We start from the raw sequence: 13,579 nt of genomic DNA on the forward strand, positions 1-13,579 counted from the left end.
TGCAGGCCGGGCCTGCTCATCGCAAGGTCGGCGCAGCGGCAAGGCGGGTGACGAGACCGGTGGTGGAGCGCCCGGGCACCAGGTCGATCAGCGCGACCTCGCCGCCCGCCGCCTGGACGATATCGGCGCCCACCACCCGATCGATGGTGTAGTCGGCGCCCTTCACCAGCAGGTCGGGCACCAGGAACTGGATCAGTTCCAGCGGTGTGTCCTCGCCGAAGGCGACCACCGCATCCACGGCGGCCAACGCCGAGACGACAGCGGCGCGGTCGGCCAGGCTGTTGATCGGCCGGCTCGGCCCCTTCAGCCGGGCGACGCTGGCATCGGTGTTGAGCGCGACCACCAGCCGGTCGCAGCGCCGGCGCGCGGCGCGCAGCAGGGCGACATGGCCGGCATGCAGGATGTCGAAGCAGCCATTGGTGAATCCGACGCGCAGGCCATGGGCCTGCCATTCGCGCACCAGCCGGAGCGCGGCATCCCGGTCGAGCAGCGCCTCCTCCCCCGGGGTGGAGCCGCTGCCGGCGCGCAGCGCATGGGCGAGTTCATCGGCCGAGACGGTCGCGGTGCCGAGCTTGCCGACCACGATGCCGGCCGCGGCATTGGCGATGCGCATCGCCTCCGGCAGGGGCTGGCCGGCGGCGTGCGCCAGGGCAAGGGCGGCAATCACCGTGTCGCCGGCGCCGGAGACGTCGAAGACCTCGCGCGCCTCGGCCGGGACGCTGTCCACCGCGCCATCGGCACGGACCAGCATCATGCCCTTCTCGGCGCGGGTGCAGAGCAGGGCGGGCAGGCCGGCTTCCGCCATCACCTTGCGGGCGGCGGCCGCGACCTCGGCCTCGCTGCCGACCGGCAGCCGGGCGGCGCGGCCCAGTTCACGGGCATTGGGGGTCAGGCAGTCCGCGCCGCGATACTGGGCGAAATCGTCGCTCTTCGGATCGGCTAGCACCGGGATGCCGAGGCCCTTGGCGGCGGCCACGGCGGCGGCGATCACGGTGGGGGTGAGGACGCCCTTGGCATAGTCGGACAGGATGAGCGCGGCGCAGCCCGGCAACGCGGCCTCGACCGCGGCGACGAGCGCCGCCTGCTCGGCCGCATCGGCCGGCGCCGCCACCTCGTCATCCAGCCGCACGACCTGCTGGTTGCCGGCGATGACGCGCATCTTGCAGATGGTGGGCCGGCTCGCGCTTGCGACAAGGCCGTCGGTGATGCCCGCATCGGCCGCGAGCAGGCCGCGGAACTCGGCCGCCGCCGGGTCGCGCCCCACCAGCCCGGTGAGGATCGCCTCGCCACCGAGCGCCGAGATGTTGCGCGCGACATTGCCCGCCCCGCCCGGCATGGCGAGCGTGCGGCCCAGCCGCACCACCGGCACCGGCGCCTCGGGCGAGATCCGCTCCACCGCGCCGTAGAGGAAGCGGTCGAGCATCACGTCGCCGAGGACAAGGATGCGGAGGCCGGTGAAGTCGAGCATGGGCGCGGAATAGACCCTTGGGGTCCGAAAAAGCAAACGGCGCGGGGGTTGCCCCCCGCGCCGCCGCCCGGCCTGTCCTCCGGAAGAGGCTCAGGCCGACTTCTTCATGATCTCGTCCGCCACGTTGCGCGGCACCGGATCGTAGTGGTGGAACTGCATGGAGAAGGAGGCGCGCCCCTTGGTCATGCCCCGCAGGTTGGAGATGTAGCCGAACATCTCCTTCAGCGGCACATGCGCCCGGACGATGACCGAGGTGCCGGCCATGTCCTGCGACTGGATCACGCCGCGGCGGCGGTTCAGGTCGCCGACCACGTCGCCGACATGGTCGGACGGCGTCGTCACCTCGACATCCATGATCGGCTCCAGGATCACCGGGCCGGCATTCTTCATGCCCTCACGGAAGCAGGCCTTGGCCGCGATCTCGAAGGCCAGCGCCGAGGAGTCGACGTCGTGGTACTTGCCGTCCACCAGGGTGTACTTGAAGTCCACCGTCGGGAAGCCGGCCAGCACGCCGGTATCGGCCTGGACCTTGATGCCCTTCTCGACCGCCGGGATGTACTCCTTCGGCACCGCGCCGCCGACCACGGCATTGACGAACTCGATGCCCTCGTTCCGCTCCTTCGGCTCGAAGACGATCTTCACCTCGGCGTACTGGCCCGAGCCACCCGACTGCTTCTTGTGGGTGTAGGTCTCGGTGTGCGACCGGCTGATCGTTTCGCGGTAGGCGACCTGCGGGGCGCCGATATTGGCATCCACGCCGTATTCGCGCTTCAGGCGGTCGATGATGATCTCGAGGTGCAGCTCGCCCATGCCGGACAGGATGGTCTGGCCGGTCTCCTGGTCCGTGCGCAGGCGGAGCGACGGGTCCTCGCCGGCCAGCTTCTGCAGGCCGAGGGTCATCTTCTCGATGCCCTCCTTGGTCTTCGGCTCGACCGAGATGTCGATGACCGGGACCGGGAAGGCCATGCGCTCGAGCACCACCGGATCCTCCTGCGAGGCCAGCGTGTCGCCCGTACCGGTGTCCTTCAGGCCGACGAAGGCGGCGATGTCACCGGCGAAGACCTCCTTGATCTCCTCGCGCTTGTCGGCGTGCATCTGGAAGATGCGGCCGATGCGCTCCTTGTGGCCCTTCGTGGTGTTCAGCACCTGGTCGCCGCTGCGCAGCACGCCGCGATAGACCCGGACGAAGGTCAGGTTGCCGTACTTGTCGTTGATGATCTTGAAGGCCAAGCCGGCGAAGGGCGCATTCTCATCCGCCGGGATCACGCGGCGGTCGGCGTCCTCCTCCTGGCCCTCCTCCGGGGCGACCTTGATGCCCTCGATGTCGACCGGGCTCGGCAGGTAGTCGATCACCGCGTCGAGCAGCGGCTGCACGCCCTTGTTCTTGAAGGAGGAGCCGCAAACCACCGGACGGAATTCGCCGGAGATGGTGCCCTTCTTGATGCAGCGCTTCAGGGTCTCGACGGAGACGTCGCCCTTGTCGAAATACTCCTCCATCGCCGCCTCGTCGATGCCGACGACGGTGTCGAGCAGCTTCGTGCGGTACTCGGCGGCCTTGTCCTTCAGGTCGTCCGGGATCGGCGCGTCATGGTAGGCGGCGCCAAGCTCGTCGCCCTCCCAGATGATCGCCTTCATCTCGATCAGGTCGACCACGCCCTTCAGCGTGTCCTCGATGCCGATCGGCAGCTGCAGCGCCACCCAGTTGATGCCGAGCTTCTCGGTCAGGGTCGCCGCCGCGCGGTAGAAGTCGGCGCCGGTGCGGTCGAGCTTGTTGATGTAGATGAGGCGCGGGACGTTGTAGCGGTCCGCGAGGCGCCAGTTGGTCTCGGACTGCGGCTGCACGCCGGCCACGCCCTCGATGATGAAGACCGCGCCGTCGAGCACGCGCAGGGAACGGTTCACCTCGATGTTGAAATCGATGTGGCCGGGCGTGTCGATGATGTTGATCCGGTGGTCGTTCCACACGGCGGTGACGGCGGCGGAGGTGATGGTGATCCCCCGCTCGCGCTCCTGCGCCATGTAGTCGGTGGTGGTGTTGCCGTCGTGCACCTCACCGATCTTGTGGGACTTGCCGGTGTAGTACAGGATCCGCTCGGTCGTCGTGGTCTTCCCGGCGTCGATATGCGCCGTGATGCCGATATTGCGGATTCTCTCGAGCGGGGTGCGCGCCACGTGGGCCTCCATAGGCGAAAGCGGGCCCGGCCATCGGGGTTCCCCCGTGCCGCCCGCCGAACGGTCTGACTCGTCGGTGTGCTATCGCGCCGGGAGATGCCCCCTCCCGCCCCGATTTGCAAGCGCGTTTGCACCGGGAAGCCCTTCCCGTGACGCGGGGCGGGCATTCCGGGGCCGGCGCCGCGCACGGCCAGCCCGCCGCGGCGCCTCCCGAAGCCGGCGCGCCCCGGTCAGCCGAACAGCTTCGCCGTGATCTCCGCCACATGCCGCCCCTGAAAGCGGGCCAGTTCCAGCTCGTTCGCGCTCGGCTGCCGCTCTCCCTTGCCGCCGGCGATGGTGCTGGCGCCGTAGGGCGTGCCGCCCGTGACCTCGTCCAGCCGGGTCAGACCGGCGGCGCTGTAGGGCAGCCCCACCAGGACGATGCCGTGATGCAGCAGCATGGTATGGATCGCGATCAGCGTGGTCTCCTGCCCGCCATGCTGGCTGGCGGTGGAGGTGAAGGCGGCGCCCACCTTCCCGATCAGCGCGCCGCGCGCCCACAACCCACCGGTCTGGTCCCAGAACTGCGCCATCTGCGCCGCCATCCGCCCGTAGCGGGTGGGAGACCCGACGATCACGGCATCGTACTGGTCAAGCTCCTGCGGGGAGGCCTCAGGGGCCGGCTGGTCGAGCTTCGCCCCGGATTTCTCGGCGACCTCGCGCGGGACCAGTTCCTGCACCCGCTTGATGGTCACCTCGGCGCCGGCGCCGCGGGCGCCTTCGGCCACCGCCCCGGCCATCGTCTCCACATGACCGTACATCGAATAATAGAGGACAAGAATGCGCGCCATTGTCGGGAATCCCTCGCTGTCCCGTGCCTGACGCGCGGCGAGCCGCGGCGGTTGCCTCGGCCAGCGCCGTCCTGCGGCCCGGCCACGCCTCTACCGCCGCCATCGCCCCGGGCGGCGGGCGCGGGTTGCCGGAGCGCTTCCGCAAGGGCGCGCCCGGCGCACCGGCTGCCGGTGGCGCCCGGCAGCGCCCCCCCCCTGCCCCCGCGGCCGGGTCCGGTGCCCCGGCCGCCACGCATCGTCCCGAGGCCGGGCAAAGGCGCGGGTCAGGACCCGCGATAGGTCGTGTAGCTCCAGGGCGCGCAGAGCAGCGGCACGTGGTAGTGCCCCTGCCCGGCCGCGAGGTGCACGCGGACCGGCACCACATCCAGATAGGGCGGGTCCGCGGCGAGCCCGGCCTCCCGGAAATAGGCGCCGATGTGGAAGCGCAATTCGTAGCGGCCGGGCATGAACGCGGCCTCGGGCAGAAGCGGGTCACGTGCCCGCCCATCGGCGTTCGTCACCGTCGTGACGACATGCCCCGGCTCCGGCTCCAGCCGCCAGAGCTCCACCGTCACCCCGGCGCCCGGCCGGCCGCGCGCGGTGTCGAGGATATGGGTGGTAAGATAGCTGTCCTGTGCCATGCGTTGCCGCTCCTGCCGAGGCCGCAGCGATACCATGTTCCGTGGCGGGGGCGCTTGACGCCGGGGGGCGGCGCGGGCTGTAGCGCAGGCACAACCGGGACGAGGTCAGAATGGGCACGCGTGTGGCGCCGAACGCCGTGGCGGCGGTGAGCGAAGCCAGGCAATGGGACCGGCTGATGGAGCTGGCGAAGCTCGGCGCCATCACCGGCGCGGACGGCGCGCCTGGCGTCAACCGGCCCTGCCTCTCGCCGCTGGACCGCGAGGCGCGGCGCCTGCTGATCGGCTGGGGCAAGGCCATCGGCCTCACGCCCTCGGTCGATGCGCTCGGCAACCTCTTCCTGCGGCATGAGGGGACGGAGCCCGGCCTCGCCCCCGTCCTCTCCGGCAGCCATATGGACAGCCAGCCGGCCGGCGGGCGGTTCGACGGCATCTGGGGCGTGGTGGCGGCGCTGGAGGCGGTGCAGGCGCTGCGCGAGGCCGGCATCACCACCAAACGCCCGATCGAGATTGTCGCCTGGACCAATGAGGAAGGCGGCCGCTTCGCCCCGGGCTGCATGGGCAGCATGGCCTATGCCGGCCATCGCCCGGCCGATGCCTGGGACGACGTGACGGATGGAGAGGGCATCCGCTTCGGCGACGCGCTGCGCGAGCACCTGGCGGCGGAGGCCGACATTCCCCGCCGCGGCCTCGGCGTGGTCGATGGGCCGGCGCCGCATGCCTATCTCGAGGCGCATATCGAGCAGGGGCCGGTGCTGGAGCAGGAGGGGCATGACATCGGCATCGTCACCGGCATCCAGGGCAGCCGCTGGTTCCTGGTGGAGCTGAAGGGCGAGAGCGCGCATGCCGGCACCTCGCCCGTATCGCTGCGCAAGGACGCGGTGCAGGACATGGTCCGCGCCATCAATGCCCTGAACCGGCTGATGGAGGACCCGACCGATGTGCTGCGCTTCACCGTGGCGCGGATCGAGGTCGCCCCGAACAGCTCGAACAGCGTCGCCGAGACCGTCCGCTTCACCATCGACTTCCGCCACCCGGATGCTGCGGTGCTGACCGGGCGCGGCGACGCCATCGAGGCGACGATCCGCGGCGCGGTGAGGAATTGCGAAGTGAAGGTCACCGAGCGTTTCCACGCCCTGCCGGTGGAATTCGCGCCTCAGGTGACGGAGACGGTGGCGCGCGCCGCGGCGGCACAGGGGCTGTCGGCGAAGCGCATGCCGTCCGGCGCCTTCCATGACGCGCAATTCCTGGTGCCGCTCTGCCCGGCCGGGATGATCTTCGTCCCCAGCCACAGGGGCATCAGCCACAATCCGGCGGAATACTCCTCGCCCGAGCAACTCGCGAAGGGTGCGCGGGTGCTGGCCCAGGCCCTGGCGGAACTGGCCAACGGCTGACACCGGATCGCCGGCAGCGGGCGCCCGGGAGGGTCAACCCGCTCCGCGGTTGATGGCCTGGAACGGATTGGCGTTCCGTCCTGAACGCAATCCGCTGCGGGAGGCCGCGGCCCGGTGCCCTCGGGGGCGGGCAGTTGGCCGCAGCGATCCGTCAGGCGATCTCGAACATCCCCTCGACCTCCACCGCCGCATCCCCGGGCAGGGAGGGCACGCCGATCGTCGTCCGGGCATGCCGCCCGGCCTCGCCGAAGAGCTCGACCGCCAGGTCGGAGGCGCCGTTCATCACCACCGCATGCTGGGTGAATTCCGCCGGTGCGGCGATGAAGCCGCCGAGGCGCACCACCCGCCGCACCCGGTCGAGATCGCCGCCGCAGGCCGCCCGGAGCTGCGCGACCAGGTTGATGAAGCAGAGCCGCGCCGCGGCCCGACCTTCCTCCAGGGAGACGCCGGCGCCGAGCTTGCCGGTATGGGCGATCCGGCCGTCCCGCAGCGGGATCTGGCCGGAGACCACCACGAGATTCCCCGTGACGTTGAAGGGAATGTAGTTGGCTACCGGCGCCGCCGGCTCCGGCAGGGTGATGCCGAGTTCCTGCAGCCGCGCCTCGATCCTGCCTGCCATGGCGTCCTCCGTTCCGGACTATGCCGCACCGTCATGGCCGGGCTCCGGCGCGACGGCAAGCCCCGGGATTGGGTGCCCCCGGAGCCGCATCGCCAGGAATGCCCGCCCCCGTGGGACCATGCCGGGTGAGGCGCCCCGGCATAGCGGCGTTCCACGCCAACTCGGTCCATGCCCACGGTGCCGTCGAGGTCCGGTTGCAGGCCTCGCCCGGAGGGCCCGGGCGCCGTGCCGGCCGCCTTCAGCCCACCACGCGCAACGAGCGCCGCCGGCCGCGCGGCGTGCCGGCCGCCGGCAGGTCCAGCGGCAGCAGCGGCGCCACCTGCGCCGCCTGGCCGACCGCATCCGGCAGGCAATCCTCCTCCGAGGGCTGCGGCAGGTCGCGCCGCCCCAGGTAATCCAGCGCCAGCCGGCGGAAGGCCCAGTCCAGCACCGAGGTCGCGCGCGGGATGGCCGGGTCGCCCTCCACCAGGCCGGAGGGGCCGAAGCGGGTATAGGCGAAGGCCTCGACATAGTCCGCGAGCGGCACGCCACGCTGCAGGCCGAGCGAGACGGAGTGCGCGAAGGCGTCCATGAGGCTGCGGAAGGCTGCCCCCTCCTTCGAGAGGGTGAAGGCGATCTCCAGCAGGCGGCCCTGCGAGTCCTCGGCGGTGCGGAGCGCCACGCGATGCCCGCCGACCGTGACATGCAGCGTGGTGCCGGCATGGCGCCGCATGGGCTGGGCCGGCTTCGGCGCCGGGCGGGCCGGGGCGGGCAGCGCGACGGGCGCGGGCGGCGCGACATGCAGGAAGGGCGCGACGGCGAGCCGCATCGCCTCCCGCGCCGTCTCCGGGACGGGCCCGAGCAGTTCCCCGGCGCGGGCGGCATGGTCGCGCTCGGCCCGCAGCGCGGCGCGGGTCGGCCGTTCCGCCAGCCCGGCGACGGTCAGCACGCTGCGGCTCGTGCCGGCCGCGGGCGCGATGCCGGCGGTCTCGGCGCCGAGCAGCGCCTCCACCGCATCGGCCGGGGCGAGCGCGACGAGCGCCTGATGCCGGAGGCCGGGCGCGCCGGCGGCGGCATCGAGCGCGGCGCGCGCCGCGGCGGCCAGGCCGGGCACCACCGTCTCTCCGGGCGGGGCGGGCCAGAGCAGGGCGACCGGCTCCCGCGCCCCCAGCCAGGCGGCGAGCCGGCCCGATTCGGCCTCCGCCGCGCCGCGGGTCAGCGCCGCGATGCCGGTGGCGACCGCGCGCGCCTCGGCCGAGTCGTAGGGGAGGCCGAGGCCGCAGAGCAGCCCGGCCAGATCGGCGAAGCCGAGTCGCAGGCGTGTCGCCTTGCCAGAGGAGAGCGCCTCCAGCGCGCGCACCGCCAGGGCGCAGGCCTCGGCATAGCCTTCCAGATCGAGGCCGCCCTCGGGATCGAGGAAGGCGGGCAGGTTCAGCACGAAGCGCGTCTCGGCCGCCGCGCGGGCGGGCTTCGTCTCATTGCGCCAGACCTCGGCGCCGGGCGCGCCGCGGCGGGTCAGCAGCAGGGCGCGCAGGCCTTCCGCCAGGGCGGCGGCGCCGGCCTCGTCGAAGGTCCCGGCGCGCTGGCCGCGGGCGCTGACGCGCGCGATCCAGACCTCGGCCGCGCGTGGCAGAGAGACCGGGCCCTCGCCGGGCGCCAGCGCGGCGAGGGCCTCGGCCGCTTCCGCCTCCCAGGCGATGGGCAGGGCGACCTGACGAAGGGGGGCATCGGGATCGGCCCCTGCGCGCCTCCGGCGCAGCGCCACCCCTTCCCACAGCGTGCCTTGGATGCGTGCCATGCGCCGATGGTAGGGGGACCGTTGCGACGGGGGAAGCCATATTTGGTGAGTCTCAGACTCCGAGACCCCAAGATGCGGTGGTTTCCCATCCGGCCGGTGCGACTTTGCGCCGCAGCAGGCGTTGTGCGATTGTGCGCCCCGAGCGTGCCGATCCCGAGGAGCTTTTCCGGCCCCATGTCCTTCCTGCTTCGCCTCACCTCGTCCCTCAAGGGTCGCAAGGTCGGCACCGACCATTTCGGCAATGTCTATTACGAAGGCAAGACCAGCCAGCCGATCTACGACCGGCCGCGCCGCTGGGTGCTCTTCGCCCATGGAAAGGAGCCGACGACGGTCCCGCCCGAGTGGCATGCCTGGCTGCATCACACGACGCCCGAGCCGCTGCCCGAGACCAGGCTCTATCCCTGGCAGCAGGAGCACCGGCCGAACCTGACCGGCACCCCGCATGCCTATCGCCCGGCCGGGCATGACTATGTCGGCGGCACGCGCCGCGTCACCGGGGGCGACTACGAGGCCTGGACGCCCGGTGCGTGACCCGGCGGCACGGACACTGACCTCATGAAGGGACGGAGCCTCGTCGAGGTCGCGGCCGGCGCGATCGTGCTGGCCGTCGCCGCGATCTTCCTCGGCTATGCCGTGCTGCACAGCGGCCGCGGCCCGGTGATGGGCGAGGGCATGCAGCTGACCGCGCGCTTCGACCGCATCGACGGCCTGGCCAATGGCGCCGATGTGCGGATCGCCGGCGTCAAGGTGGGCGCGGTCACGGCCAGCCGTATCGACCCGGAAACCTTCGGGGCGGAGCTCACCCTGCGGGTGGACCGCTCCCTGAAGCTGCCCTCCGACACTTCGGCCGAGGTCACCTCGGAAGGGCTGCTCGGCGGCAAGTATGTCTCCCTGGTGCCGGGCGGCAGCGAGAGGCTGCTCGCCGATGGCGGGAGGATCACGGAAACACAGGGCTCCGTCAGCCTTGAATCGCTGCTCGGCCGGTTCATCTTCTCGGTCACTCAGATGAACGCGGGTCCTCAGGGCCAGGGTGGAGAGCAGGGGGCGGGGTCCGCGCAGGGCGCCGGCGCGCCGCGGTGAGCCTCGGCCCGCCCGAAACCTGGCCGGGCGCCGATGGCGCCCCCCTCTCCTGCCGGGAGAAGCTGAAGGTGCTGACGGAGAACCACCGCGAACTGGCGCAGGTCATGCGCGACGCCTTCGAGGATGCGGTGCTGATGGGCGTGGACGAGGCGGCGATGCGTCACATCCTGACCGAACTGGTGCAGGCGCTGCCGAGCCCGAAGCGCAAGGCATGAGGCGCTTCCTGGGGGCGCTGGCAGGGGCGCTGCTGCTCGCGCCCCTGCCGGCCGCGGCGCAGGACTGGGAGCCGAAGCGCAGCGCCGAGCTGCAGATGCTGGACAAGGTGACGGCCCGGGTCGCGGTGCTGCGGGCGGCGGTGAACCAGCCCGCGCAATATGGCACGCTGACCATCACGGTGCGCGCCTGCAATGCCCGGCCGGTGGGCGAGGTGCCCGATGCCGCGGTCTGGATGGAGATCAGCGACAGCCGCCGCCCGGGCGAGACCGCCTTCCGCGGCTGGATGTTCGCCAACGCGCCCGGCGTGAACATGCTGGAGCACCCCGTCTATGACGTGCGGGTGCTGGACTGCAAATGACCGCACCGGGGCGGATACCCCCCTGTGCCGACCACCACGACGCGCGCGGCTTCCGCAACCCGCATGACCCGACCATCCGCACCCTGCGCGATGTCTGGCGCTGGCGGCGGGAGGCGGTGCCGGCGCCCTGGCCGGACCGGATCGAGGACCCGCCGCAGCCGCCGCCGGCGAGGCTCGGCCCCGGGCGGATCGCCGCGACCTTCATCGGCCATGCCAGCTTCCTCCTGCAGATCGGCGGCCGCTGCGTATTGGTCGATCCGGTCTGGTCGAAGCGGGCGAGCCCCCTGCCCTTCGCCGGGCCGAAGCGCGTGCGCGCCCCGGGGCAGCGGCTGGCGGACCTGCCAGGCTGCGACCTGCTGCTGGTGAGCCACAACCATTACGACCATATGGATCTGCCGACGCTGCGCGCGGTGCGGCAGCGCTGGGCGCCGCCGGCCGCGACCGGCCTCGGCAATGCGCGGCACCTAGCCAAGGCCGGTATCCATGCCGCGAGGGAGCTGGATTGGTGGCAGCATGTCGAGCTCGCCGGGCTGCGCATCACCTACGTCCCGGCGCAGCATTTCTCGGCCCGCACGCCCTGGGACCGCAACCGCAGCCTCTGGGGTGGCTTCGTCATCGAGGCGATCGATGCCCCCCTGGGGGCCTGCGTCTACTTCGCGGGCGACAGCGGCTGGTGCCCCTTCTTCGCCGAGATCGGCCGGCGTTTCCCGCGCATCGACCTGGCGCTGCTGCCGATCGGCGCCTATGCGCCGCGCTTCTTCATGCGCACCCAGCACATGGACCCGGATGAGGCGGTGATGGCGCATCGCGCGCTGGGGGCGCGGCGCAGCATCGGGATGCATTTCGGGACCTTCGCCGGGCTGACCGACGAGCCGATCGCGGAGCCGGTCGAATGGCTGGCCAGGGCCCGGGCGGAGCAGGGCCTGGCCGAGGAGGCTTTCGTCACGCTGCCCTTCGGCGCGACGCTGGAACTGCCGGCGGGCGCGTGATGCGCGCCCGGCCGCGCCGGGCGGCTCCCGCCAGGGGCAGCGGGCCGGAATGGTGTCCCTGGCCCGCGGCTCCGGCCCCATGGCGTCCGATGGCCGTCGCCTTTTTCGCCGCCCGGCGTGGAGGCGAGGTCCCTGGCCCGGCAATTACAGTGGATTGCGTTCAAGACTGAACGTCAATCCGCTGCAGACCGCTGTTTGCAGGGCAGATTCACGCTGCGGGACGTTCACGCCCCTCCGCGATCCGCTCTAGGCGTCCCGGGCCCTTGCCCTTCGCCGGAGGGGCCGCACATGCTGGGGCGAATGCCCGACAGCGCCCCTGCCCTCACCCTCTCGCTCCATCCCAGCATCGCGGAGATCCCCCGGGCCGAGTGGGATGCCTGCGCCGGGGACGACAACCCCTTCGTCAGCCATGCCTTCCTGGCGGCGCTGGAGGAGAGCGGCAGCGCCACGGCCCGCACCGGCTGGCTGCCGCAGCATGCGGCGCTGCGCGATGCGGCGGGGCAGCTTCTCGCCTGCTGCCCAACCTATGCGAAGAGCCACAGCCAGGGCGAATATGTCTTCGATTACGGCTGGGCGGATGCCTTTGAGCGGGCGGGGGGCAGCTACTACCCGAAGCTGCAGGTCTGCGCGCCCTTCAGCCCGGTCCCCGGCCCGCGGCTGCTGGTGCGGCCGGGCGCCGGCATCGGGCCGGTCGCGCTCGGCCAGGGTCTGGTGCAGGCCTGCGAGCAGCTCGACCTGTCCTCGGTCCACATCACCTTCTGCCAGGAAGCGGAATGGACCGCGCTGGGCGAGGCCGGCTGGCTGCGGCGGCTCGGCACCCAGTTCCACTGGTACAACAAGGGCTATGCCAGCTTCGAGGATTTCCTCGGCGCCCTCGCCTCTCGCAAGCGCAAGGCCATCAAGCGGGAGAGGCGGGAGGCCGCGGCGTCCGGCTTCGTGCTGAAGACGCTGCGCGGGCGTGAGATCACGGAGCGGCACTGGAGGGCCTTCCACCGCTTCTACCGCAGCACCACGGACAAGAAATGGGGCCGCAGCGCCTATCTCACCGCGCGCTTCTGGCCGCTGCTGGCGGAGGCACTGGGCGACAAGGTGGTGCTGATGGTGGCCGAGCGGGATGGCGAGCCGGTGGCCGGCGCGCTGAACCTGCTGGGGCGGGAGGCGCTCTATGGCCGCAACTGGGGCGCCGTGGTGGATGCGCCCTTCCTGCATTTCGAGCTCTGCTACTATCGCGCGATCGATTTCGCGATCGAGCACGGCTTGGCCCGCGTCGAGGCCGGCGCCCAGGGCGAGCACAAGATCCAGCGCGGCTACCTGCCGGCACCGACCTATTCGGCGCACTGGATCCGCCACCCCGGGCTGCGGCGCGCGGTGGAGGATTTCCTCAGGCGCGAGCGGCCGGCAATGCTGCGGGAGATGGAGGCGCTGGCGGAGTACTCGCCCTTCCGGAAGGAAGGTGCGGAGGGCTAAGGGCACCGCCGCATCGTTCCCGATCTGGCGTTGCCCGCCTTTGCCCAGCGTGGATGCGCGGCGCATCCATCAGGCCGAGGCTGGCGCTATGGGCGTCCTCGCTGCGGGATGCCAGGGCGGCGTCAGGCCTCCCATTCAGGCAGGACCGGGTCGCGGCATCACCCGTTCCCTGCCCGGGCCGGAGCGGCGAGGCCGCTGGTGATCCCGCGCCGAGGCGGCGTCAGGCCATCCTCGGCCGCAGCCACCGGGAGGCGGAAGCCCTGCGCGGGATGGTGCGCGACCATGCGCCGAAGATGCTGGCCAAACCGGAAGGGGTGCCGTTGATCGGCGAGGCTGGTGTTCTCAAGCAGCGCAAGGAGGCGAGCGCAGCGGGCGCGCCACGCGACGCGCGCATCCGACCAGAGCGACGGGGCGGAAGGAAGCGCCAGAGATGGGGTGGCTGCCGCAAGATCGCCCTGCAAACCGCAGGTCTTATGAGAGCTGTGCGCGGATGCGCCAGAACGGGCCCAGCGCACCAGAACGAGCAGATGGCTCGGCAATGCGGAGGTTTGGGCGATATGAGCGCCGGCAGGGGCGCCGATTTTGCCTTCGA

At 71.8% G+C, this 13,579-nt stretch carries 14 protein-coding genes; 7 read left to right on the forward strand and 7 right to left on the reverse strand.

Annotation, left to right across the window (positions count from 1 at the left end):
- Positions 1–16 precede the first annotated feature (16 nt).
- From hldE to uraH, 4 genes are all read right to left on the reverse strand, one after another.
- Positions 17–1,468, reverse strand: a complete 1,452-nt coding sequence (gene hldE, locus LHA35_RS21570) for a bifunctional D-glycero-beta-D-manno-heptose-7-phosphate kinase/D-glycero-beta-D-manno-heptose 1-phosphate adenylyltransferase HldE (protein WP_226611897.1) — start codon at positions 1,466–1,468, stop codon at positions 17–19.
- A 90-nt stretch (positions 1,469–1,558) separates the two neighbouring features.
- The gene (fusA, locus tag LHA35_RS21575; protein WP_264185704.1) at positions 1,559–3,652 is read right to left on the reverse strand and encodes an elongation factor G; all 2,094 of its coding nucleotides are present in this window, start codon (positions 3,650–3,652) and stop codon (positions 1,559–1,561) included.
- A 218-nt stretch (positions 3,653–3,870) separates the two neighbouring features.
- The gene (gene wrbA / locus LHA35_RS21580) at positions 3,871–4,470 is read right to left on the reverse strand and encodes an NAD(P)H:quinone oxidoreductase (RefSeq protein ID WP_226611900.1); all 600 of its coding nucleotides are present in this window, start codon (positions 4,468–4,470) and stop codon (positions 3,871–3,873) included.
- A gap of 263 nt (positions 4,471–4,733) precedes the next feature.
- Positions 4,734–5,090 carry a hydroxyisourate hydrolase gene (gene uraH / locus LHA35_RS21585; RefSeq protein ID WP_226611902.1) on the reverse strand — a complete coding sequence of 119 codons (357 nt, stop codon included), beginning with the start codon at positions 5,088–5,090 and terminating at the stop codon, positions 4,734–4,736.
- A 110-nt stretch (positions 5,091–5,200) separates the two neighbouring features.
- On the opposite strand from uraH, the gene LHA35_RS21590 reads away from it, so the two are divergent.
- Positions 5,201–6,481: a M20 family metallo-hydrolase gene (locus LHA35_RS21590; protein ID WP_226611904.1), complete on the forward strand. Its 1,281-nt coding sequence runs from the start codon at positions 5,201–5,203 to the stop codon at positions 6,479–6,481.
- A gap of 151 nt (positions 6,482–6,632) precedes the next feature.
- On the opposite strand, the gene LHA35_RS21595 is transcribed toward LHA35_RS21590, so the two are convergent.
- Both LHA35_RS21595 and LHA35_RS21600 read right to left on the reverse strand, forming a co-directional pair.
- A complete protein-coding gene (locus LHA35_RS21595) occupies positions 6,633–7,100 on the reverse strand; it encodes a RidA family protein (protein WP_226611905.1) in 468 nt (155 codons plus the stop codon).
- Between the two features lie 238 nt (positions 7,101–7,338).
- A complete protein-coding gene (locus LHA35_RS21600) occupies positions 7,339–8,877 on the reverse strand; it encodes a TSCPD domain-containing protein (RefSeq protein WP_226611907.1) in 1,539 nt (512 codons plus the stop codon).
- Between the two features lie 174 nt (positions 8,878–9,051).
- Here LHA35_RS21600 and LHA35_RS21605 point away from each other — a divergent pair, with 174 nt between their 5' ends.
- From LHA35_RS21605 to LHA35_RS21630, 6 genes are all read left to right on the forward strand, one after another.
- Entirely contained in the window at positions 9,052–9,408 is a 357-nt protein-coding gene (locus LHA35_RS21605; protein WP_226611908.1) for an NADH:ubiquinone oxidoreductase subunit NDUFA12, read from the forward strand.
- A gap of 24 nt (positions 9,409–9,432) precedes the next feature.
- On the forward strand, positions 9,433–9,957 hold the full coding sequence (mlaD, locus tag LHA35_RS21610) for an outer membrane lipid asymmetry maintenance protein MlaD (protein WP_226611910.1): 525 nt from the start codon (positions 9,433–9,435) through the stop codon (positions 9,955–9,957).
- Positions 9,954–10,172: a hypothetical protein gene (locus tag LHA35_RS21615; RefSeq protein WP_226611911.1), complete on the forward strand. Its 219-nt coding sequence runs from the start codon at positions 9,954–9,956 to the stop codon at positions 10,170–10,172. Before mlaD ends, LHA35_RS21615 begins: the two co-directional genes overlap by 4 nt.
- Complete coding sequence (locus LHA35_RS21620) at positions 10,169–10,531, forward strand: DUF2155 domain-containing protein (protein ID WP_226611913.1); 363 nt, start codon at positions 10,169–10,171, stop codon at positions 10,529–10,531. The genes LHA35_RS21615 and LHA35_RS21620 overlap by 4 nt, the downstream gene beginning before the upstream one ends.
- Entirely contained in the window at positions 10,528–11,520 is a 993-nt protein-coding gene (locus tag LHA35_RS21625) for an MBL fold metallo-hydrolase (RefSeq protein WP_226611914.1), read from the forward strand. The genes LHA35_RS21620 and LHA35_RS21625 overlap by 4 nt, the downstream gene beginning before the upstream one ends.
- A gap of 300 nt (positions 11,521–11,820) precedes the next feature.
- Entirely contained in the window at positions 11,821–12,987 is a 1,167-nt protein-coding gene (locus LHA35_RS21630) for a GNAT family N-acetyltransferase (RefSeq protein ID WP_226611916.1), read from the forward strand.
- Between the two features lie 158 nt (positions 12,988–13,145).
- Here the strand turns inward: LHA35_RS21630 and LHA35_RS21635 are convergent.
- The coding region (locus tag LHA35_RS21635) for a hypothetical protein (protein ID WP_226611917.1) at positions 13,146–13,579 on the reverse strand (434 nt) is incomplete at its 5' end.

The sequence above is a fragment of the Roseicella aerolata genome (assembly GCF_020523605.1).
Lineage (GTDB): Bacteria > Pseudomonadota > Alphaproteobacteria > Acetobacterales > Acetobacteraceae > Paracraurococcus > Paracraurococcus aerolatus.